The organism is Pelagimonas varians (assembly GCF_003208435.1).
GTDB lineage: Bacteria > Pseudomonadota > Alphaproteobacteria > Rhodobacterales > Rhodobacteraceae > Pelagimonas > Pelagimonas varians.
Window position 1 is genome coordinate 362885 of record NZ_QKMF01000003.1, and the last position, 23353, is coordinate 386237.

General features: G+C 55.6%; 16 protein-coding genes. 11 read left to right on the forward strand and 5 right to left on the reverse strand.

The annotated features are described in order from the left end of the window. Positions 1 to 134 precede the first annotated feature (134 nt). The gene (locus C8N36_RS06025) at positions 135 to 317 is read left to right on the forward strand and encodes a hypothetical protein (protein WP_141468130.1); all 183 of its coding nucleotides are present in this window, start codon (positions 135 to 137) and stop codon (positions 315 to 317) included. Between the two features lie 66 nt (positions 318 to 383). Beyond that, positions 384 to 740 carry a hypothetical protein gene (locus C8N36_RS06030; protein WP_141468132.1) on the forward strand — a complete coding sequence of 119 codons (357 nt, stop codon included), beginning with the start codon at positions 384 to 386 and terminating at the stop codon, positions 738 to 740. 581 nt (positions 741 to 1321) lie between these two features. Here C8N36_RS06030 and C8N36_RS06035 read toward each other — a convergent pair. Further along, positions 1322 to 2683 (reverse strand): sensor histidine kinase, encoded by a 1362-nt coding sequence (locus C8N36_RS06035; RefSeq protein ID WP_097805668.1) that lies wholly within the window; start codon positions 2681 to 2683, stop codon positions 1322 to 1324. Continuing rightward, positions 2683 to 3351 (reverse strand): response regulator transcription factor, encoded by a 669-nt coding sequence (locus tag C8N36_RS06040; RefSeq protein ID WP_097805688.1) that lies wholly within the window; start codon positions 3349 to 3351, stop codon positions 2683 to 2685. The genes C8N36_RS06035 and C8N36_RS06040 overlap by 1 nt, the downstream gene beginning before the upstream one ends. Positions 3352 to 3490: 139 nt before the next feature. Between C8N36_RS06040 and C8N36_RS06045 the strand changes: the two genes are divergently transcribed. The 6 genes from C8N36_RS06045 (at position 3491) to C8N36_RS06070 (ending at position 9775) form a co-directional block, all read left to right on the forward strand. Beyond that, entirely contained in the window at positions 3491 to 4579 is a 1089-nt protein-coding gene (locus tag C8N36_RS06045) for a type 2 periplasmic-binding domain-containing protein (RefSeq protein ID WP_176527109.1), read from the forward strand. A 78-nt stretch (positions 4580 to 4657) separates the two neighbouring features. Continuing rightward, the gene (locus tag C8N36_RS06050; RefSeq protein ID WP_097805669.1) at positions 4658 to 6688 is read left to right on the forward strand and encodes a tripartite tricarboxylate transporter permease; all 2031 of its coding nucleotides are present in this window, start codon (positions 4658 to 4660) and stop codon (positions 6686 to 6688) included. Continuing rightward, positions 6685 to 7785, forward strand: a complete 1101-nt coding sequence (locus C8N36_RS06055; RefSeq protein WP_097805670.1) for a 4-oxalomesaconate tautomerase — start codon at positions 6685 to 6687, stop codon at positions 7783 to 7785. Before C8N36_RS06050 ends, C8N36_RS06055 begins: the two co-directional genes overlap by 4 nt. Beyond that, positions 7782 to 8600 carry a universal stress protein gene (locus C8N36_RS06060; protein WP_097805671.1) on the forward strand — a complete coding sequence of 273 codons (819 nt, stop codon included), beginning with the start codon at positions 7782 to 7784 and terminating at the stop codon, positions 8598 to 8600. Before C8N36_RS06055 ends, C8N36_RS06060 begins: the two co-directional genes overlap by 4 nt. A 9-nt stretch (positions 8601 to 8609) precedes the next feature. Next, positions 8610 to 8798 (forward strand): hypothetical protein, encoded by a 189-nt coding sequence (locus C8N36_RS06065; RefSeq protein WP_097805672.1) that lies wholly within the window; start codon positions 8610 to 8612, stop codon positions 8796 to 8798. Between the two features lie 5 nt (positions 8799 to 8803). Then, complete coding sequence (locus C8N36_RS06070; protein WP_097805690.1) at positions 8804 to 9775, forward strand: D-2-hydroxyacid dehydrogenase family protein; 972 nt, start codon at positions 8804 to 8806, stop codon at positions 9773 to 9775. Here C8N36_RS06070 and C8N36_RS06075 read toward each other — a convergent pair. After that, positions 9772 to 10665: a LysR family transcriptional regulator gene (locus C8N36_RS06075; protein ID WP_097805673.1), complete on the reverse strand. Its 894-nt coding sequence runs from the start codon at positions 10663 to 10665 to the stop codon at positions 9772 to 9774. The two genes, C8N36_RS06070 and C8N36_RS06075, sit on opposite strands and share 4 nt — an antisense overlap. A 78-nt stretch (positions 10666 to 10743) precedes the next feature. Between C8N36_RS06075 and tcuA the strand changes: the two genes are divergently transcribed. Both tcuA and tcuB read left to right on the forward strand, forming a co-directional pair. Next, on the forward strand, positions 10744 to 12129 hold the full coding sequence (gene tcuA / locus C8N36_RS06080; RefSeq protein WP_097805674.1) for an FAD-dependent tricarballylate dehydrogenase TcuA: 1386 nt from the start codon (positions 10744 to 10746) through the stop codon (positions 12127 to 12129). Beyond that, positions 12119 to 13180, forward strand: coding sequence for a tricarballylate utilization 4Fe-4S protein TcuB (gene tcuB / locus C8N36_RS06085; protein WP_097805675.1), 1062 nt, complete (start codon positions 12119 to 12121; stop codon positions 13178 to 13180). The genes tcuA and tcuB overlap by 11 nt, the downstream gene beginning before the upstream one ends. 371 nt (positions 13181 to 13551) lie before the next feature. Here the strand turns inward: tcuB and C8N36_RS06090 are convergent, their stop codons facing one another. Both C8N36_RS06090 and C8N36_RS06095 read right to left on the reverse strand, forming a co-directional pair. Next, the gene (locus tag C8N36_RS06090) at positions 13552 to 17799 is read right to left on the reverse strand and encodes a beta strand repeat-containing protein (RefSeq protein WP_097805676.1); all 4248 of its coding nucleotides are present in this window, start codon (positions 17797 to 17799) and stop codon (positions 13552 to 13554) included. A 518-nt stretch (positions 17800 to 18317) separates the two neighbouring features. Beyond that, positions 18318 to 19814, reverse strand: a complete 1497-nt coding sequence (locus C8N36_RS06095) for an amidase (protein WP_097805677.1) — start codon at positions 19812 to 19814, stop codon at positions 18318 to 18320. A 1101-nt stretch (positions 19815 to 20915) separates the two neighbouring features. Between C8N36_RS06095 and C8N36_RS24665 the strand changes: the two genes are divergently transcribed. Further along, positions 20916 to 23353 (forward strand): Ig-like domain-containing protein (locus C8N36_RS24665; protein ID WP_110767830.1); only part of this gene is annotated, 2438 nt, incomplete at its 3' end.

Here is a 23353-nt window from a genome sequence, read left to right on the forward strand (position 1 = left end):
TTACGTAATGAATCCCTTGCCCAAGAGTTATAGAAAAGCGGTGTTTTATAGGGAAATCAACCTTCGTAGGGTTTTAACCGCTTGGGTTCTAGTACCTCTAATACAATGCCGCAAAGACAATCGAGATGCGCGGCATGCTAAGGATTCAATATGTCTTCAGCTTCCTCGCATTGATTTTGGCAATGGCGACATCTGGTTTTGCACATACAGGGCCGCGACCGGCCTTATTGCAAGATCTTGTGGTTTATGCCGCAGAAGGTGGATTGCACGTAGATATTTGTGGCTCGCCCAGCACCGAGGTCGGAACGCTTGGCTGAAAATGCGAAGCTTGTCGTTTGATTGGCGAGGCTCATCTACCGCGCAGTTGTTATGGCGAGCCGCTTGTGTTCTCTGACCAGACGCGCATCTTTAACTTTGTCGCGCGACAACTGCACAACAAGAAACCGCTTGATCCAAACCACCTGTCACGCCGCCCAAGGCTGATCTCCACAAAACTGAATTCAGTTTTCACTCGCCCGCTGGCGGATCTACAGGCTTGGAGCCAACAATCAGATCAAAAGACACAAATACGCGGCCTTTGGGCCGCAATCCCGAACGGCATCTTGAAACCATACGATGCGCCACGAACAAGCGATGTTGCAACCTTGTTTAGCATCGATGCTGACGGCGATGTCAAAAAGGGTGCCGATTACCCCAATACAGCAAAAGTTATTGAAACCTACCCGCGTCGCAGCGGTTGACGCGACTTTTCCGGTGGAATCCATAGTGATCCAATGCCTGGGGTGCCCAGCGACCGGATGCTGGAAACGGCTGGATCCTTGACCCTGTTCTTGATCGCTACAGGGCTATACATGTGGTGGCCGCACAAATCCGGATAGCGTACTGCGCTTGCCCCCAGTTTCGGCAAAGGCCGTGCCTTATAGAAGTCATTGCACGGCGTTGTTGGAATGAGGCTGTCATTATTTTTGATGTTCTTCGTCATTTCAGGTTTGGCTTGGGCCGAGATTGGGGGCTGCCAGACGTGACAACGTGCAGGGGCTCAACGACATGGGCGCGCGCGAGACCGTCGGTGCCCTTTGGGTGATTGCAGGCAATCACTTGTAGGTCAGGGGGACGATGGAGGATCACATGCAGGTTCGGCGCTGCTGCGACGCCAGTGCCATGGCCGCTAGTTTTGAATACATTAGGGTCTTCTATCGGTGCCCACGCTGTCATTTCGGGACTGGATACCAAGCATCGAAACAAGTGATCGGCATTATGCGTTGGGAAACGGCCACTTAGGGCAATACTGAAACTGTCCGGCGCTAGGTGGGGATTCAGTTTAGCCAATGGGCAAGGACAGAGACAGACTTGCACCCTTGGCGACATCGTCGATTTCCAAACTGCCATTGTGCTGCTCTGCGACCGACGCGACAATGGCGAGTCCTAATCCGCTCCCGTTGGAGGGGCCGACCTGTGAAAACCGGCCAAATGCGGCGTCACGATGATCGGGGGACAGGCCCTTGCCATCGTCTGAAACCGTAATAATGGCCCGGTCTTTTTGGTTTGAAAGGGTCACTTTGACTTCGCCCAAAACGTCACCGCCGTGCTGCAATGCATTGTCGATCAGGTTCTTGACCGCCTCTGTCAAAAACACCGCATCTCCCTTTAGGAACAAAGGAGTGTCGGGTGTATCCAGTTCAAATTCAACCCCGCGGGACAATACAAATGGACCCATATCTGCACTGGCGTTTTGCACCAATTCGCTGAGGTTAATTCGTTCAAATGCTGTCTGGGTGTGTTGATGATGCAGACGGTCCATTGACAACAACTGATGGGTCACCCGCGCGGAGCTTCTAGCGGCCACGACCAGCTCATCTATTCGTTTGTCACGCTCGGCAGGTGTTGGGGCGTCGCGCACGGATTCTGCCATAGATTGAACTGCGGCGACTGGGTTGCGCAACTGATGTGAGGCGTCCGAGATAAACGTCTGGTGGGCATTGATGGTTGTTTCCAGCTTCGAAAACAATCGGTTCAGCGTCGAAACAATGCCTTGGGTTTCGATTGGGACGGGACGCTTGATCTGACTTAAATCCCCCGGAGAACGGGCAGCAATGGCCTGTTGTAAATCAATCAAAGGTCGCAGTCCGCGCGCGACCCCGAACCATACGACCAAGGCCAGCGTAACCAACAGCGCCCCCAATGCCATGGCGGCGCGGACGGCCAACTGGTTGGCAAAAGCGTTTCGATCGGCAAGGCGCTGCCACACCGTAACGGTTGTGTCGCCGGTCAGGTTTTGAATGGTAATGCGTTCGGTTATCCGCAAGACGCGCACGTCTTCGTCGCGATAGGAGCCAAAGGAAAAGAACGGGGCGTATGGGTCGTCAGGGACATGATCCAGGTTGGGGGGGTAGGCATATCCGGTCACATATGTTCCACCCGGGCCGGTTGCATGATAAAAGACTTCGCCGCCCGATGCGTCATGGATCAATTCGCGCGCCAGCGGTTGTAAGAGATCGCCGCCCGAAACAGCTGCATCGCGTGAAATCGCCAAAGCGGCTGCCAAAAGCGAGCGGTCGAACAGCTCTTCGGCGGTGCGCTGTGCGACGCTGACACGCCAAAAGCCGAGCAAAAGCGCCATCAATACCAAGGGGATCAGGATCAATGCAAAAAGGCGTAGCCGCAAGGACGTTGTGCGGCGCATCAACCTGTGACCTCTAACATATAACCCAATCCGCGCGCTGTTTTGATCGACACACCATGGGGGGCCAGACGGCGGCGCAGGCGTGACACATGCGGCTCAACAGCGGTGTCGTCGACATCGGCCCCAATGCCATAAACATGGTCCATCAGCTGCGATTTCGAAACGATCCGGCCACGGCGTTCCAGCAGGCATTCCAGCACTGACAGCTCACGCCTTGGGATATCCAAGGCGGTTTCACCGAAACTGACCTGCCGCGTGGCGCGGTCAAACTCCAATGCGCCAAAGCTTTCTTTTGCGCCGTATTCCAATTCTTTACGCCGTGACAGCGCCCGGATACGCGCCTCTAGCTCATCCATTTCAAAGGGTTTGACCAGATAATCATCGGCCCCCATGTCAAGCCCCGCCACCCGGTCGCTGGTGTCGCTGCGGGCCGTCAACAAGATCACCGGTGTGCCGTCTCCGCGCAGCCGCAACGCGCGCAAGATCTCAAGCCCGCTGCGTCCCGGCAAATTGATATCCAGCACAATCAAATCCGCGCCTTCGCGGGTCAAAAAACGATCCGCCTCATCCCCATCGTGTAGAACATCCGCCGCATGGCCGCGATCTTGCAGCCGGTAGGCAATGGCATTGGCCAGCGCCTCGTTGTCTTCGATGATGGCGATCCGCATTTTCGCTCCTGCAAGCTTGGCGCAAGGTTGGACGCCCATGATCAGCACATAAGCCGGGGAATCAATCCCCGAATTTATGTGATGATCATGGTGGCGAAGAGGACGCAGCTATGATTGTCTGGTCAACAGGGAGGAACCAATGACCGTTTCCAACTTTACGCGCCGTGCGACCATGGCACTGATCGCCGCCGCAGGATTTGCAGCACCTGCCGCCGCTGATGTCGATCTGGCGGGCAAAACCGTCGAATGGGTCATCCCGTTTTCTGAAACAGGTGGGTCGGCCAAATGGGCCAACTTCTTTGCGCCGCTGTTGTCCGAGGAACTGCCGGGTAATCCGACCGTTGTGGTGAAATTCATGCCCGGTGCGGGATCGACCAAAGGGGCCAACTGGTTTCAGAACCAGACCAAGGGCGATGGCACTTTGTTGTTCGGCTCGTCGGGCTCGACACAGTTCCCGTATCTGCTGGGTGATCCGCGGGTGCGTTATGAATACAACGACTGGAATGCGGTCATGGCGTCGGGCACCGGTGGTGTTGCCTATCTAAACGCTGACGACGGAGCCAAGTTTGATGGGTCTGCCAATGGTCTCAAGGACATCGATTTCATCTACGGGTCGCAAGGGGCCACACGTTTGGACCTTGTTCCATTGTTGGCGTGGCAGATGCTAGGCATGAATGTCGAACCTGTGTTTGGCATCAAGGGCCGCGGCGACGGTCGTTTGATGTTTGAACGCGGCGAAGCAACCATCGATTATCAGACCTCGTCTGGCTATCTTGGAGGCTCGGCCGAATTGGTGGCAAACGGCGACGCTGTTGCGATGATGTCATGGGGTGCGCTGGATGCGGATGGCAATATCGTGCGCGACCCGACATTCCCGGAAATCCCGACTTTCAAAGAAGTTTGCGAAGCCACAGATGGGTGTGAAACCAGCGGCGAGGCTTGGGATGCGTGGAAAGCGTTCTTTGTTGCCGGGTTCCCGGTTCAAAAGTTGGCCTTTTTGCCTGCGGGCACCGATCAAGACATAGTCAACACTTATACAACTGCCTTTGAGGCCGTTGTGGCACGGGCAGATTTCCCTAAAATCTCTTCCAAGCGCGTGGGCAAGTACTTGGTCTTTACAGGTGCCAGTGCTCAAACAGCGCTGGGTACAGCCACCAATGTTCCGGACGAGGCCAAGGCCTATGTCACCACTTGGCTTAAAGATGCCTATGGTGTTGAGCTGAAATAAGCTCCGTCTTTGGATGGGTGGCTGCACGCCGCCCATCCCACTCCCATTTTCCAAATTACACTTGAAAGGCGGCTCCCAATGGAGGCTTTCGCCACTGCTCTACCTGCGCTTGGCGAAGCGTGGGCTTTGATTTTGCAACCTGTTGTTCTGGGCTATCTGGTGCTGGGCGTCGTTATGGGGCTGGCCGTTGGTGTCTTTCCCGGGCTTGGTGGTATTGCCGGACTGTCCTTGTTGCTGCCCTTTATGTTTGGCATGGATCCGATCTTGGGTCTCGCACTGATGATCGGTATGGTTGCGGTTGTTCCAACCTCTGACACGTTCGCAAGCGTTTTGATGGGGATACCGGGATCTTCTGCTTCGCAGGCGACGGTTCTAGACGGATTCCCAATGGCCAAAAAGGGCGAAGCCGCCCGTGCGCTGTCGGCGGCCTTTGCGTCGTCGCTTTTTGGCGGTCTGGTTGGTGCGTCCTTTCTAACGATGTTCATTTTGGTGGCGCGGCCAATTGTGTTGGCCTTTGGTCTGCCCGAAATGCTGATGATCACCGTTTTGGGCCTGTCGATGGTGGCGGTTCTGGCCGGACGAATTGCGCTCAAAGGGCTGGCCGCGGCGGGTTTGGGCCTGATGATCGGCACCATAGGTGAGGCCGACGCAGGCGGCAGCCTGCGCATGGCCAGCTATGATATTCCCTATCTGACTGATGGCCTGAAACTGGTCATTGTTGGCCTTGGCGTCTTTGCCATTCCCGAAATTGTTTCGCTGCTGCGCCAAGACCGATCGATCGCCAAAGGCGCATCGCTGGGCGGCGGCTGGATGGATGGCGTGCGTGACTGGTTTGCCAATATCTGGCTGTCGGTACGCTGTTCGATCATCGGTGTCGTGGTTGGGGTCATCCCCGGTCTTGGCGGCTCGGTCGTGGACTGGATTGCCTATGGGCATGCGGTGCAAACCACCAAAGACAAAAGCAACTTTGGCAAAGGCGAAGTGCGCGGCGTCATTGGGCCTGAAAGCTCAAACAACGCCAAGGAGGGCGGCGGTCTGGTTCCAACATTGCTGTTTGGTATCCCCGGCTCCGGCTCCATGGCGATCTTTATCGGCGCGGTGGCCTTGTTGGGGTCGGGCGACATCGAAGTCGGCCCTAGCATGCTCAAAGACAACCTCGACATCACCTATTCCATCGTCTGGTTACTGGCGCTGGCCAATGTTGTGGGCACGATCTTGTGCATCGCAGCGTCGGGCGGGATAGCCAAGCTAACCACCATTCGCTTTACCTATCTGGCTCCGTTCCTGTTCATGCTGATCAGCTTTGCGGCGTTTCAGTCTGGTCAAAACTTCGAAGACCTTCTGGCCCTGTTTGCCATTGGTTTGATCGGCATTTTCCTGCGCCGCTTTGACTGGTCGCGTCCTGCGTTTTTGATTGGGTTTGTTCTGTCCAACCCTGTGGAAAAATTCACCAACCAAGCGTTTCAGATCGCCAGTTTCCGGTTTCGCAAGGGGTTTGATGTCGGGATGGAGTATGTGTTCAGCCCGATTGTGATTGTCTTGATCATCATCACGATTGTTTCGGTGGTTCTGGGCATTCGCCAAGCCAAATCGATCATGGCCGAAGGCGATGTGAAATCAGGATCCAAGCGGGCACCATTGGTGTTCTTGCTGGTGATCGGGGGCTATTTTGTCGCCGCGTTGATCAATGCCAACGCCATTCCCGACTACAATATGACAGACAAGGTGATCCCGCTGTTCATCGGAGGCTTTTCCCTGCTGTGCTGTGTGATTTTGTTGGTGCAAATGATGCGCAAACCAGAAGGTGATTCCATCTTTGCCGATAAGGAAGTCGCTGGCGAAGACGCTGATGCGCCCTATGGATTGTGGTCAACACTGGCGTGGTTTGGGGCTCTGATCGTCGCAACATGGTTTGTTGGGTTTATTCTGGCTTTGGTCGGATTTTTGGTCAGCTTTTTGCGCGTCCGTGCCGGGGCTGGGTGGGGCAAAACCCTACTGCTGACCACGCTGGGCATCGCATTTATGTGCCTGATGGCCGGTGCCTTGAACCGTGATTTCCCTCCGGGTCTTTTGCAGGGGGCGGCTGATTTGCCGTGGCCGTTGAAATGAGCCAGACAGGAATTCCTTATATCTTTATGAGGGGCGGCACATCACGTGGCCCCTACTTTCACCGCGATGACCTGCCCGAAGACCAAGAGAGTTTGGCCAAAGTGCTGATAGCCGTACTTGGGGCGGGTCATTCGTTAAATATTGACGGAATTGGCGGAGGCGCGGCGGTGACAACCAAGGTCGCGATACTGTCAAAGAGCGCGGAAAACTGGGCCGATATCGACTATTTCTTTGCACAGGTTTCGGTCGAAGAGCGCCGCGTTGATTTCAAACCAACGTGCGGAAATATCCTGTCAGGAGTTGGACCAGCTGCCATCGAAATGGGATTGGTCGAACCGATGGGTGATGAAACCGAAATCAGGGTGAGGGCCGTCAATACCGGCGCACAGGTGGTGGCCAAAGTTAAAACCCCCGGTGCCAAACTAACCTACCAAGGGGATACCGCCATCGCGGGTGCACCGGGCAAATCTGCGCCTGTGCAACTGTCGTTTATGGGTGTTTCCGGATCGTCTACTGGGGCGTTTTTGCCGACGGGCAACCTGCGCGACAGCTTTGATGGGATCGAGGTGACCTGCATGGATGTTGCTATGCCCGTTGTAATTGCCCGCGCCGCGGACTTTGGTTTGACAGGGTATGAAACTGCCGCTGAACTGGATGCCAATCGCGGGTTCTTTGAGCGGATGGAGGCAATCCGCAGGCAAGCGGGGCACAAGATGGGGATGGGTGATGTGTCTAATTCGGTCACGCCCAAATTCGGCCTGCTCGCCCCTGCCGCAAAGGGGGGAACCATCGCTGCACGCTATTTTATGCCTAAAAACACCCATCCGACAATGGCCGTGACCGGTGCGCAATGCTTGGCGTCCTCTGCGCTGACACCGGGAACCGTGGCCGATGGTTTACTGGACCGGCCAACGTCAAGTCCGGCCAATGTGGTGCTTGAGCATGCTTCGGGCACAATTGAGGTGTTGATCGATTATGCCAGCGATAACGGTTTCGATCTCAGATCGGCCGGCCTTGTGCGGACAGCACGAAAACTGGCTGACGGCCATGTCTATATTCCCAGTGAAATCTGGGCAGGAAGGGAGGATGGGAAATGAGTATTCGCAATATTCTTGTCGCTTTTAACGGGTCTGACAGCGCAGTGTCCGCCTTGAAATATGCGGTCTCTCTGGCCGGAGACGACGCACATGTCACCGCGCTTTTGGCCCATTCCACCCATCAAACCGTCAACAGCAATGATGCTTGGGTGCCAGCCAAAGCGCGCGAGATTATCCAGCAGGCCAATGCCGATATTCTGGATACGATTGCCACTCGGTTCGAAAGCCTGCGCAGCTCTTTTGATCTGGGCGACCGGCTGACGTTTCAGCGCGCCGCAGGGCGTGTTGATGCGGTGCTGGCGGAATGTGCTCGCGGCTATGATTTGTTGGTTGTCGGGCAGGACAGGGGCGAAGGCGTGGACGAACACGTCACTTTGCATCCTGATCGCATCGCTTTGATGAGCGGGCGGCCGATTTTGATCGTTCCGCGTGGCTATGATGCGCAGGCCAGCCACACACATGCCGTGATGGCTTGGGATGGCGGACGGGCGGCGGCACGGGCCTTGTCTGACAGTCTGGGATTGCTAGAGGCACAGGGCCGCGTCACGGTTTTGACAATCGGCGACACGCCAACACCGCGTCCGGTGTCCGAAGTGTTGCTGCAGTTGACCCGCCACGGTGTGACCGCCAATCACCAATCGATCGTCGCAGAGCCGGGCATGGCCCGTGCGCTGCTGGCCTATTGCCGCGAACAAGATCCCTGTTTGTTGGTCATGGGGGCCTACGAGCATTCGAAATTTCGCGAAGATTTTCTTGGGGGGGTGACGGCGCGCGTGCTGCGCGACACACCGATCCCGGTTCTACTATCACATTGAGGGGCTGACATGACATCTCATGATGCACACCGCCAAATCACCACTGCAATTGAAACGCTGACTGGATTGCGCAACGATCTGGGTGTTCTATTGTGCGCAAATGATGCCAAACCGCTGGCAGACACGTCCGAAAACCGCCAGCTGCGCGATCTGCACAAAAGCGTGTCGCGGGCTGTGGCGGCTTATCACAAAGGATAAAAATGATGCGCGTCCACATACTTGACGATTGGTTCGACACGCTGCGCGGTTTGCCGTGTTTCGACAAACTGAAGGCGCATGATGTCACGGTTTGGACAGATCACCTCGAGGATGAGGACGCCTTGGCGGCGCGCTTGTCAGAGGCCGAAGCCCTTGTGCTGTTTCGTGAACGCACGCCGGTTTCGCTTGGGTTGTTGGAGCGGTTGCCAAATTTGCGCTTGATCAGCCAACGCGGCGTTTATCCGCATGTCGATGTGCAGGCCTGCCGCGATCAGAAGGTGTTATTGTGTTCCAAAATGCCAGCGGGCGCGCCGTCTTATGCAGCGGCAGAATTGACTTGGGCGTTGATCATGGCAGGGATGCGCGATTTGCCAACCCAAATGCAAAGCACCAAAGCCGGAAATTGGCTGGCAGGCGTGGGCAAAACCCTGCGTGGGCGGCGGATTGGTCTTTATGGCTATGGCCGGATCGCCAAAACCGTCGCCGGTTATGCCAAAGCCTTTGGGATGGAGGTTGTTTGGTGGTCCTCAGGCGAAGGCCGCGCCCGCGCCCGCCACGACGGTGAAATCGTGGCAGACAGCCGCCAAGCGTTCTTTGCCGAATGCGATGTGGTCTCGCTCCATGTGCGCCAAAAGCCGGAAACGCGCGGCATAATCACCGCTGATGATTTCGCCTCCATGGCACCGGGGGCCCTGTTTGTGAACACATCCCGGGCAGGGTTGATCGCGCCGGGGGCTTTGTTGGCCGCGTTGAATGCGGGCCGACCGGGAAAGGCCGCGATTGATGTCTTTGATACCGAACCGATGACGGATGCCGCAGACCCGCTTTTGGCGCATCCCAATTTGATGGCAACGCCGCATATCGGGTTTGTCACCGAGGATGAATTTGAAATGCAGTTCGGCGATATTTTCGATCAGGTGGTTGCCTATGCCAAAGGGGAACCGATCCATATGATCAATCCGGACGTCTGGCGCTAAATCACGGCGCGAATGGCGTCTTTGGTGGCGGCGACCGCACTTGTGTCGGATTGCCCGATCCGTGACAAAATGCCGACAGATCGGGTGATGACAGGTGCTGGCATGGCACAACTGGCAACCCGATTATGGTCAATGGCAGACTGCGGCAGCAGGGCCACGCCCATTCCTGCCACCACCAGATCCATAGCTGTGCTCGATCGGCCAACCTCATAGGTCCAATGCAGCGCGCGGCGTGATTTGGCCATCGCCTCATCTATCAACAACCGGTTGCCGGTGCCGCGTGCGGGCAAAATCAACGGTGTTGCTGTTAAGGCATCCCAACTTGCGAACTGGAGTTCGGCCAACTCGTGCCCATGCGGAACCGCCAACATGATTTGATCATCCAGCAAGGGCTCAAACACCGTCGCTGGTTCCAGCATTGGAATGGAACACAGTCCAAAATCTGCGTCACCACCCGCGACAGCTTCTGCAACCTGATTGGCGGATCCGTCCAAAATCCGAATGCGCGCCTTGGCACTTTCGGCGCGCAGCGTTTTCATCGCGGGGATCAATAAAGTGGTGACAATTGTGGGGACTGCGGCAACCGTCACAATTGCCCCGCGCTGATAATCAAACGCAACGCTGTCATCGCGCATGGCGCGGGTGGTTTCCTGAGCGTCTTGCAAAATCGCTTCGGCGCGGGCCTGTAGGCGCTTGGCCGCCAACGTGGGTTTCACCGTCCGCGTGGTGCGCTCAAATAGCGTGCTGTCTAGTGCTTGTTCCAGCTTTTGCACCCGCCGTGTGATGGCCGATTGCGACAGGTTCAACTGTTCTGCTGCCGCATGAAAAGACCCGGTTTCCTTGACTGCCAAAAAGGCTTCGAGATCGCTGAAATCATAATTGATGCGCATTGCGCACTAATCACACAAAAAGCGTCATTGGTCAAATTAAAGCCACAGCGATAGGAGTAACACAGCAAAGGAAACCTTATGACCCAAGCGTATGACATCGTGGTAATTGGCGGCGGCAACGCTGCTTTATGCGCGGCCATGACCGCCGCCGAAACCGGTGCGCGCGTCTTGATCCTTGAGACCGCCCCGAAACCATATCGGGGTGGCAATTCCCGCCATACCCGCAATTTTCGCTGCATGCATACCGGGCCGCTCGGGCCTTTGGTGGATGACTATAGCGAAGACGAATATCTGGCCGATCTGATCAAGGTGACAGGCGGTAAAACCGATGAAACTCTGGCCCGATTGGCCATCAGCAGCTCAGAAGAATGCCTGCCGTGGATGCAAGATCACGGGGTGCATTTTCAGCCTTCGCTGTCTGGCACATTGTCCTTGGCGCGCACCAACGCGTTTTTCATGGGGGGCGGAAAGAGCTTGGTTAACGCTTATTATCGCACCGCTCAGGCCCTTGGCGTTGATGTGTTGTACGAGGCTGCGGTGAGGCATCTTGAACTGGATGGCGATCAGATCACCCGTGTCGATTACAGCCACGCGGGGCAAAACCGCAGTGTGTCGCCCAAATCGGTTGTTGTGGCCTCTGGCGGGTTTCAGGCTGATACTGATTGGTTAACCCGTGCTTGGGGACCGGCGGCGCAGAACTTCCTTATTCGTGGTACGACCTACAACCGCGGTATCGTTTTAGCCGATCTGATTGACCAAGGGGTTCAGACCGTTGGCGACGCGGATCAATGCCACGCTGTGGCCATTGATGGGCGCGCACCGAAATATGATGGCGGGATTGTCACCCGATTGGACTGTGTGCCGTTCTCGATTGTCGTAAACAAAAACGCGGAACGGTTTTATGACGAGGGAGAGGACGTCTGGCCCAAACGTTACGCGATTTGGGGGCGGTTGGTGGCGGCACAACCCGATCAGGTCGGCTATGTGATCATCGATTCCAAATCGCTCGACTTGTTTATGCCATCGGTCTTTCCACCGCTCAAGGCCGATAGTTTGCAAGAACTTGCCCAGATGATGGACCTACCTGCCGGCACGCTGGAACACACGGTTTCAACGTTTAACGCCGCCTGTTCTGACAGTGCTGATTTTCACCCGACCGAACTGGACGGGGTGTCTACAACCGGCGTGACTCCGGCCAAGACAAACTGGGCACGTCCGATCTGTGACCCGCCGTTTTACGGCTACTCTCTGCGCACTGGCGTGACCTTTACCTATCTTGGTCTCAAGGTCGACAAGACCGCACAATGCAGCACCGCAAACGGCCCGATCAAAAACATGTGGGCTGCCGGTGAAACCATGGCCGGTTCGATTTTGGGGCAGGGGTATCTGGCCGGGTTCGGCATGACAATCGGCACCGTTTTTGGCCGCATCGCAGGTCGGGAGGCCGCAGCATATGCAAATTGATTTGATCCAAGAAGCCCGCCGTCAGGCCGAAATTTGCAACGCCTGCAGGTATTGCGAAGGCTATTGTTCCGTCTTTCCCGCCATGCATGCGGGCCGCGCCTTTTCTGATGGTGACATCACCCAATTGGCGAACCTGTGTCACAATTGTCGGGGGTGTTATTACGCCTGCCAGTTCACGGCCCCGCATGAATTTGACCTGAACCTGCCGCAGGCGCTGGCAGAAGTGCGGCGCGACAGTTGGGAAAGCTTTGCTTGGCCGCAACCCTTGGCGCGCCGGTTTCACAGCCATGGCGGTGCCATCGCGGCAGCTCTGGTCCTTGGGTTTGCACTGCTGTTCTGGTTGGTCAGATCCTTTGGCGGGGACGGCGAAGGGTTTTATGCGGCCTTGTCCCATAGCGCGATGGTAGCGATCTTCTTGCCAGCTTTTGTGGTGCCTTTGATCAGCCTGTTTGTCGGGCTGCGCCGCTATTGGACCCATGTGGAAGGCGCACGATTGCGCCTGAGCGATTTCAAGGCTGCCTTTGCCAAAATCGCCAAGATGAAGGATCTTGCCGCAGGTCACGAACAGGGCTGTAACTTTGAACAAGAAGATAAATTCAGCCATGCGCGCAGATACGCGCATCAGGCTGTGATGTATGGGTTTTTGCTGTGCTTTGCCTCGACCAGTGTCGGCACTCTCATGCACTATGTCTTGGATATGCAGGCGCCGTATCCTCTGTTCACATTGCCTAAGGTGCTTGGCGTATCGGGGGGCATATTGCTTACAGCGGGCTGTGGCTGGATGGCTGCGCTGAAGTTGAAATCAGACAAAAACCTTGGTGATACAAAGGCCTCTGGCGGTGAATTCGGCTTCATCTTGTTGCTAGGGTTTGTCGGATTTAGCGGCATGATTTTGTATGTACTGGGCAGTACTGCTCTGATGCCAGCACTGTTGGCGCTTCACCTCGGGTCGGTTTTGACGTTCTTTTTGCTGACACCCTTTACCAAAATGGCGCATGGGTTCTTTCGCACCGCAGCGTTGTTGCGCGATGCGCAAAAGATCCCAAACTAACCGGACAAAACCGGCTATCATTGTGACAAGCCTCGGCACTGGCCGGGGCTTCGTTCGTCTTAGGTATCAGTTGTAGTTCGCTAGAATGGTGGCAATTCATGCGGTTGTTTTCAGTTTAACAGCCGGTGTCATTGCGCCAATGCCCATGTGGGTTCCCTCGAAGGGTCGATCACTTTGGTCGGCTAGCGATGCTGGATATAATCCATCCTCCGGCCACCAGCCAAGCCGTTTCAATCGGGTGTCCCCCTCTTGGAACTCACACTACCAGATGGATACTGGTTGATTGCACGCACACATCAACAGGTTGCGGACCTAAAACGACGCAAAAAAGGCGGTGCCGTAGCACCGCCTTCAAAACCTACCGGTCTGCTTCAGTAGCTGAATACAATATCATCAATCACCAATGGATCATCGAACTGAGGAGCGACTTCCGTGCTCAATGGATCATCTTCCGGTCTTAGATCGTTCAAGGATCCTGTCGTTCTGATTTGGAACGCAACGATGTTCTCGAATGCACCGGTCTCTATCTCACCGGTCGTCGTTGGATCATCAAAAATCAGACTGTCAACAAACTGACCACTGCCAAAGTCAATTTCCAACGCGTCTGTCGACGACAGCGTGACTTCGAATTCACCTACAGCGACATACTCATAATTCCCAAACGACAGCTCGCCGTAGCGGAAAGGGATGAGTGTCACAGTGATGTCATAGCCATCAAGGGCGGTCAGCGACATGCCCTCAAGGTCAAATGAAGGGCCAAAAGCCTGCTCTGGGTCTAACCCCGCGTAAATGGGCGTTGTGCTGACGGTTGATGTCGCGCCGGGCGCATATGCGGTGAACCCGTATTGAGGCAGCCCGTCTACATCAAGCCCAAGAAAATTGCCTTCGATGATGGCAACATTTCCGTCAAGTGTGGTCTCGTCCTGCTCGTTGGTGGTTTCACCCGCTATGGTACCGGCCGCTGCCCGGCTTCCCGCTTCATCAACCTCGACTAACGTGGCTATCCCGTCGAACGACAACCCGCCTATTTGGGCCAGATTCATAGTTGGCCCTGTGTCCGAAGAGTAGCTCTCGAAATCTTCGGTGACCTGTCCAAGAGGTGCCAGCGCAGGGCCGTTCACGGTCAGGTTCACGGCAGCTTCGACTGGTGGGGCGATCCCGTCACTGGCCGCGTAGTTGATGATCAGATCGCTGCTCTCTCCCGCTGCGAGGTCAAGTTCCGAGACATATAGCGATACGATGCCATCTAGTAGTGCCGGCGTCAAAACACCGTCCCCGCCGATGTCAGACCCGATTGATTCAACAGGGACTGGATTGCCCTCTGCATCGGTGACCGAAATAAGAGAGATCGTCAGTGGATCATGATCCGGATCGCTCACCAATGAATTCAGATCAACTTGGATGGCGTTGGTTCCCAGCACCAGATCGTCAACGGTGCTCAGGGTTTGGTCCACGGTTTGCGCAATTGGTGCCGAGTTCATCGATGATCCGGTCAGGTTCAACATGACAACACCGCTGTCTTGCGCTTGCCCGTCACTGACCGTGTAGTTCAGCAAGAAAGTGCCAGAGACCAAATCAGCCAGACCGAAGGCATTGGGGTCAAGGGTGACAATGCCCGCCGAGACGGACGACCCTGCGGCTTCCAACGGGTTAAACGTCGTAGGATTGCCATCTGCATCCGCAAATGTCAGGGACGTTATGCTGAGCGGGTCGCCATCGGCGTCGCTGGCAAGACCAAGTGCGGCGGTCAGGTTGATAACGATCGGGCCATCGGCCTCTGTTTGGGTGACAATGTCGTCACCTGCGACGGGCGCGGCGTTGACCGGACCGGTGTCTGGCGTGGTCACGACAAGGTCGATTGTCGCGGTTGCAGTGCTGTTGCTGCCTTGTCCATCGTCAACGGTGTATTCCAGTGAGTATTCCCCAGTGGTGCCGTCCGCGATATTCAAACCGTCAAGGTCCAGGGTGAATATGTTGCTGCCCGCAGCCGTTTCGACAAGTGCCGTGTTCTCGCCGCGCCCGGTCCCCAGCAAGCTAACCGCAGTGACATCCAGCTCGGAAATTGTCTGTTCGGCGTCGCTGATGATCGGCTGGCCATTCACGGTCAGCGTATTGAAATCGATTGTCAGAATGTTGGGCGCACCTTCGGTCAATTCCTGTTCGATCGCCGCAGAGAGCGCAACCGGTGCTGTATTCCCAACAATTGGCTCTTGCACGGACACGGTGACATCGGCTGTCGACGTCTCACCGAGGCCATCCGTTATGGTATAACTAAACCCGTCCAAACCTATGAAACCCGGATTGGGAGTATAAGTGAAAACACCCGGTGAGGTTTCAGAAACGCTACCGTTTTCGGGGTTTGTGTTCGCCGTCACTGTCAACGCGTCATTTTCTGCGTCGAAGTCATTGGCAAAGACATCAATTGCAACTGCGGTGCTGGGGGCAGTGCTGGCGGTGTCCTCGACAGCCACTGCGGCATCGTTAATGCCATTCACCGTGACCGTGACTTGGGCGGTGTCTGAACCTCCGTTCCCGTCAGAGACGTCATAGGTGATCGTATCGATACCTTCGAAATTCAAGTCAGGAGTATAGGTAAGCGTGCCATTGGCTTCGATCACCACGGTGCCATTGTCGGCGGTTGCCGTGCTAACGGAAAGGGTGTCCAGTTCGATGTCGGTATCATTGCCAAGAACGATGATGTTGACAGATGTGTCTTCATCCGTGCTGGCGGAATCGTCATTTGCAACCGGCGCATCATTGACCGCGCTGACGGTCAGGCTGACGGTGCCAACCACATTTTCGATGCCGTCAGTTAGTGTATAGGTGAAACTATCCGGCCCGTTGTATTCTTCAGCCGGATCATAGGTGAATGACCCATCTGCCAGCAGGTTCACGGTGCCGCCATTGGATGTGGTGATCAAGGCCGCAACGACGCTTAATGTGTCACCGTCAATGTCACTGTCCGCCCCATTGCCGTTGTCCGCCAGCACATTGCCGGAGATCAGCGTGTCTTCGTCGCCGACAATGCTGTCATCGGCAGCAACAGGCGCATCATTCACTGGATCTACCATGATGCTTACAGTGCCGGTGTCACTGAGCGATCCATCGCTGATCGTGTAGTTGAAACTGTCCAACCCATTGAAATTTTCAGCCGGATCATAGGTGAATGAACCATCGGCCAGAAGGGAGACGGTGCCGCCATTTTCTGTCGTGATGACCTCTGCAATCACGGACAGCGCATCACCTTCAACGTCGCTATCTTCTCCATTGCCGTTGTCCGCCAGCACATTGCCCGAAATCTGCGTGTCTTCGTCGCCGACAAAGGCATCGTCTGCGGCTTCCGGCGCATCGTTCACCGCGTTTATGGTGATTGTCGCGGTTGCTGTATCCGTCAGATCGCCGTCCGTCAGGGTGTAATCGAAACTATCCGGCCCGTTGTAGTCTTCAGCCGGATCATAAGTGAACGACCCATCCGCCAACAGGTTCACGGTGCCGCCATTGGATGTAGTGATCAGGGCTGCAACAACGCCCAAGGTGTCACCGTCAAGATCACTGTCCGCCCCATTGCCATTGTCCGCCAGAACATTGCCTGTGATCAGCGTGTCTTCATCCCCGACAAAGCTGTCATCGGCAGCAACAGGCGCATCATTCACTGGATTGACGTTAATATGGACCGTCGCAGTGTTTGTCAAAACCCCATCCGTCACAGTATAGTCGAAACTGTCAGATCCGTTGAAATCTTGTGCGGGATCATAGGTAAACGAGCCATCCGCCAAGAGATTCACGCTACCACCATTGGCCGTGGTGATACTGGCTGCAACAACGCTTAGCGCATCACCCTCAAAGTCAAAGTCGGCACCGGCTCCATTGTCCGCCAATACATTGCCGGTGATCTGGGTATCCTCATTGCCGGACACGCTGTCGTCGAATGCAACGGGTGCATTGTTGCCGCCGGTCAGATCAAGTGTGTAATCGTCAAATACCAAGGTTTCGATATCGGTCAGGCTATCGGTGCCTTGGGCTGCGTTTCCGGCAACTGTCGTGCTGTTGCCATTCACTGAAACCACGTACTCAGTGATCGACCCGTCGAAAACAACCGTGTCATCGCCTGCTTCGCCGTCGATAACATCGTCGCCTTCGCCGCCTGAAATCAGGTCATTCCCACTGCCGCCATCTATCTCGTCGTTACCCGCGCCGCCGTTTAGCGTGTCGTGGCCACTGCCACCATCGATAGTGTCGTTGCCGTCACCGCCGCCAGCGATGTCGTCGCCGCTGCCCCCTTCTAGGACATCGTCACCCGAACCGCCGTCCATGGTATCGTCACCACTGATGCCTTTAAGGGTATCATTCCCGGTTCCGCCATAGAGTTCGTCATTCCCACTGCCACCGTCCAAAAGATCGTTGCCGTCATCGCCGAAAAGGACATCTTCCATATTGCCGCCATGCAAAATGTCGTGGCCCAGTCCAGCATGGAGCGTGTCGCTTCCGTTCCCGCCATCTGCAAAGTCGTCACCAGCGTCGGCATAAATAATGTCATCGCCACTTCGTCCGTCAATATCGTCACTTCCGGTTGTGCCGTTAAGTGTGTCAGCGCCTTTGGTGCCTTTAAATTTAGCCATGAGAATCCCCCCTCAAAGTATTAAATGTTAGTTAATACTTATCACAGGAAAGAGCTTTGGTCCTCAAAAACTCAATTTAAGGTTGGTTTGGCAGCTATCAAACAACCGTTCTGGGGTCAGTCAAGATCAGGAAAGTTGAATGTATTCATAGCTATGGCGTCTGAGCAGAGTGGCGTTCTGTAATTCAGACTCTGCTGACCAAAATTTCGTTTCATGAGCCGGTTCAGCCTGGGCCCCCCTGCCAAGGGTCAAGCGGACCTGCGGCGGTTGCGCGCTCAGGTTAGAACGATGACCAGGCATCCTCGTTAGCGAAATCCGGGTCGATGATCGGCGATAGCTCTCACGCGACCTTTGGCAGAATCTTGTTTGGCCGAAAACGGCTGCCGCAAAACGCTTGACCAAACTTGCCCTGACCGGACGTTCAACTTGTCAAAACCAGTTTTTACCGGCGTGCCGCAGCACAGATGCTAACTTGGCCGCGCTCAATCAGCAAAACCTCTCGTGGCTTTACTGTAAATTCAGATAGGGATGTATTTCACCGAATATGGTGCCCACTTGTCCTTCCACGGACGGCTCTGCTCCAACTCAAACGCCAACTCGTAAAGCATGCCGTCATTGCCCGCTGCGGCCTGAAACATCGACCCGATCGGCAGACCGCTTTCGGGGTCCCAATTCAGAGGCACAGACATCGCACAGTGCCCAGACACGTTAGCAGAAACTGTGAAGGACAGAGTATGCTGGATTAATGCGAGCACGGACTCATTGACCAGTGTCTCCGGCGTGATCGTGTCTCCCTTTATTGAAAGAAATGGCATCACGGGGCTCAGTAAAATGTCAATCTTTGAAAACAGCTCGGCATAGGCCACAGGCACAGTTGCAAGATAGTCCAGACCTGCAGCCGCGACATCATCAGGTGTTCCGGCCCCGTAGGCAATCAAGGAGGCCGTGAACGGATCCAGCAGACCGGAATCTGCCGCTTCGACGCCGGAAATGGCCAATGCCTGATCGTTAAAGACCGAGAATTGTCCAAGAAAGGCCCCGTTGTAATTTCGGAAAAATTCGTCGTGGAAAACTGGTATCTCGGCCTCGACGACCTCATGCCCAAGATCGCGAAGCAACTGCGCGGTGTTTTCTTGCGCGGCAGATACAGGGGCCTCAATCGCCATGCCCCCCCGGATCGTCCGGGCAAAACCAATGCGGAGACGGCGCGTTGAGGGACCCGTGATCAGGCCAATGGGCTTAAAAGGTCCATTCGGGTCCTCGGTGTGAACAAAAAGCGCCGCGCTGTCGCGTACCGTACGACTGAGGGATTGGTTGGTCTTGACCGGACTATGCGACCCTCCGGCCTCTCCGGAAAGCATCCGGGCGCGGCTGGGCTTCATACCGAAGATGCCCTGAGCGTTGGATGGAAGTCGGTTCGATCCACCGCCATCCGTCCCATGCGCCAATGGCACAATACCGGCGGCAACAGCGGCCCCGGAGCCGCCACTGGACCCGAGCGTCGAAAGAGACAAATCCCAAGGGTTCCGCGACAGGCCAAAAGCCTTGTTATTCGTGATAATTCCGAGCTGGGCGAATTCCGGCACGTTCGTCATCCCGACGATATTCATGCCCGCGGCCTCAACACCATCAATATACTTAACGTTCTCTTTTGGGATGTTGGTGAGCATCATGCGCGATCCGTCGGAGCGGCGCACACCGCCGACATCGACCATGTCCTTGATCAATACCGGCATCCCCGCAAAAACCGTGTCGGTCGGGATCGTCGCAGCCTTGTCAAATGCCCGCTCATAGGTGCGGGTGTTGATGACGTTGATGATCGGCTCCATCGCCTCAATGCGTCGGATCGTAATTTCCAAAGCTTCACGCGCAGTGATATCCCCTGACTTAATCAGGTTGGCCATGCCGAGAGCATCATAATCGACAAACTCGTCAGTGGTCCGGGGGTGGGCGAAAACACTTGATGGCCGCCCAGCCACGATGGTGCTTGCGACGGTTGCAACAGAAGATTTCATGAACGAACGCCGGGAAAAAGCCACTTTTTGCTTCCTTGTGCCAAGAAATCACATCACGAAACGCGTGATCATTTGACCACCTTAACCAAAAAATGCGTGGCTCAATAGGTTTGAAATCGAATGTATTCAAATGCTCCACATACGAAATTCAGGCTTTTCCTTCTTTGTTGCAGAGCAGGGCTTTTGTATTGTTTGTTCTTTAGCCTTCCTCGTTGGTTTCAAGGCGGTATTGGTTCAGCCTGCAGGCCGTGAGACGTCGATCTCGGTATTCAAATTCTTGCGATTGAAATCATCGCGCACGCCAAGTGTTCTGATTGATATACCGTTTGCCGGTTGATCCGCCATCAAACCTTTGACCACGTGTTTTAGGTGCGTCCGGCACAGCCGGCGGTTCTGGTTTGTCCCGCCAAAAGCGCTTCGTGGGTTTGATCATCACCCCGCAGTAGATCCGGTGGATTTTCTCAAGCTTCCACCAATCGGCAATCTCTTCTTTCTCACCTCAATCACAACAGGGCCAACATCTGTCCATGCCGCATCCGTCGATTGATAACGCAATGCCTGTGTTATTGTGTGACCTGATCAGGCACACTTTGCAATTCTTGCCAGTCAGGCAATATCTCTCCGAATAGATTTGCATAATCTCGTGCTACAAATAGGCGTCAAACGTCATCAAAAATTCAAATGCAGTGGCCGCTCGTGGATGTAGAAACCCGCCCGCATCACGGTGAAACACGTCTATGTTTGTCGCAGCCTTTCATTATTTACTTCATGATTAACAGTTATTGGCAGAGGCCCTAACTAACCAGCGGCAAGATCAGACGTTGCATTTACCCAAGACCATATAATTTGGTTTGGGCATTCCTGCTACCTTTCCAAGGGCGTGCGTGACATCCACGCAAAGCGAGCAGTGCAAGCTGAGGTTGTTGGGAATATTCATTTTAAATCAGAGCATTGCGCGGCTCTTTTAATATGGCGTCTTAGCGGTACACCTTTCCCTTGACAGTGCGCGGTTCTTCCTACCGTACTTAACGTAAGGTAAATTTTTTATGTATCCGTCGTGATGTTTCGCGCAGAAATTCATTTTTTGGGGGGAACCAATTCGTGGCCAAAATCAAAGGGACATCTTCGTCAGAAGTACTTTCAGGTACCAATCGTAACGATAAAATCGAAGGCAAGGATGGCGACGATACGCTAAACGGTTTGGCCGGAAATGATAAGCTTTATGGCGGTGACGGTGATGACTCGTTGGTTGGTGGATCCGGGAAGGATAAACTGTATGGCGGTGATGGAAATGACATGCTTGAGGGTGGGTCCGGCAACGACGATCTGAACGGCGGCGATGGCAATGATTTCCTGGATGGCGGTACCGGCAAAGACGATCTGAGCGGCGGTGACGGCGATGATACGCTGGATGGTGGCACTGGAAATGACAAATTAAAGGGCGGCGACGGGAGCGATGTTCTTCTTGGCGGTGCTGGCCGCGATAAGCTAGACGGCGGTGATGGTAACGACCAGCTGGATGGTGGCGCTGACGACGACAAGCTGACGGGTGGTGACGGATCTGATACGCTTCTCGGCGGTGCCGGCAACGACGTTTTGATCGGCGACGGATCGGGGGGGGGCTCAGGGCATCGGCATGGCTCCGGTTCTGGGGCTGCGGCGGCTTCCACATTTGACGACTATCTTGATGGCGGCAGCGGCGATGATCTGATGCTTGGCGGCGCGGGCGATGATACGTTGCTTGGCGGTGCGGGCGACGACACGCTCTTTGGCAACGCGGGATCTGACAGTTTGCTCGGCGGTGCCGGCAACGATGTTTTGATCGGCGACAGTTTGGGCGGATCAGGCCGGGGATCGGGTTCTGGCAGGCGACACGGAAGCGGCTCGGGATCAGGGGCCGCGATGGCGGGCAGCTTTGATGATTATCTCGATGGCGGCGCGGGCAACGACATAGCCATTGGCGGGCAGGGTGCGGACACTGTTCTGGGCGGTGCTGGCAACGATTTTATCTTTGGTGACGAGCTTTCATTTAAGTCGGGATCCGGTTCGGGATCCGGTCATGGCAAGAATAATCGCCGCGGGTCAGGATCGGGCGGTCGCCACGGTTCGGGATCTGGCAGCGGATCGGGATCCGGTAGCGAGTCGGGTGATCAGGGGTTCAATGATTATCTGGACGGCGGCGCGGGCAATGACTTTGTGCTTGGCGGCGGCGGTGATGACGAAGCTGTCTATACGATTGCCGAAAATACAGGCGCTTCGGATGATTATCGCGGCGGTCGTGGCATCGATACGCTGACGCTGAATATGACCGTTGCAGAGTGGTTCCAGCCCGATGTGCAGGCGGATGTGGCCAACTATCTGGCCTTTCTTGCGGCCAATACGAATCCCACAACCGGCGAGGCGAATTCAGCCAGCTTCCAATTCACGGCCTTTGATTTGACGGCCCGCGAATTCGAAAACCTGCGGGTCTTGGTAGACGGGATCGAACTTGATCCAACCGACGAAGCGGTCACGGCCCGAGACGATATCGCAGGTGTGTCCGAGGACGCCGCAGCGGTTGGCTTCCCGTCTGTTTTGCTGAACGATGATGTGCCGGATCTGGCACAATCGGTCATCTTGGTGTCGGGGCCAGCGGCAGGTATCTTGGTCTTTAACGAAGGCACACCGGCGCATCCGCTTCCGGCAGCGCCTGTTATTGGCAGCTTTTCGTTTGATCCCAATGGGGAATTTGAAGATCTGGCCGAGGGCGAACCGCGCGACGTGACTTTCACCTATGAAGTCACTGATGCGAATGGCGACACGGATCAGGCGACAGTCACGATTACCGTGACGGGCACGAATGATGCGCCGAGTTTGGCGGCGGGTGTTGCGGCTGCGGTCGAAGACGGTCCGACGGTTGATGTTGATCTGACTGCGCTTGGCGCGGATGTGGACAGCGATGATGATGGCAGCAGCCTGACATATACGGTCAGCGTCGCGCCTGCCGAAGGCTCTGCAACGATCATCGGGGGGACCCTCAGCTTTGATCCGGGCGCGGACTTCCAGAACCTTGCGCTGAACGAGACCCGCGATGTGACCATTCAGGTCACCGCCATGGATGCGCATGGCACGACAGCTGTGAATGATGTTGTGGTCACGGTGACCGGCACGAATGATGCGCCGATTTTGGCGGCGGGTGTTGCGGCTGCGGTCGAAGACGGTCCGACGGTGGATGTTGATCTGACTGCGCTTGGTGCGGATGTGGACAGTGATGATGATGGCAGCAGCCTGACATATACGGTCAGCGTCGCGCCTGCCGAAGGCAGCGCGAGCATCTCAGGGGGGACTCTCACCTTTGATCCGGGCGCGGACTTCCAGAACCTTGCGCTGAACGAGACCCGCGATGTGACCATTCAGGTCACCGCCATGGATGCGCATGGTGCGACAGCTGTGAACGACGTTGTGGTCACGGTGACGGGCACGAATGATGCGCCGAGTTTGGCGGCAGGTGTTGCGGCAGCGGTTGAAGACGGTCCGACGGTGGATGTTGATCTGACTGC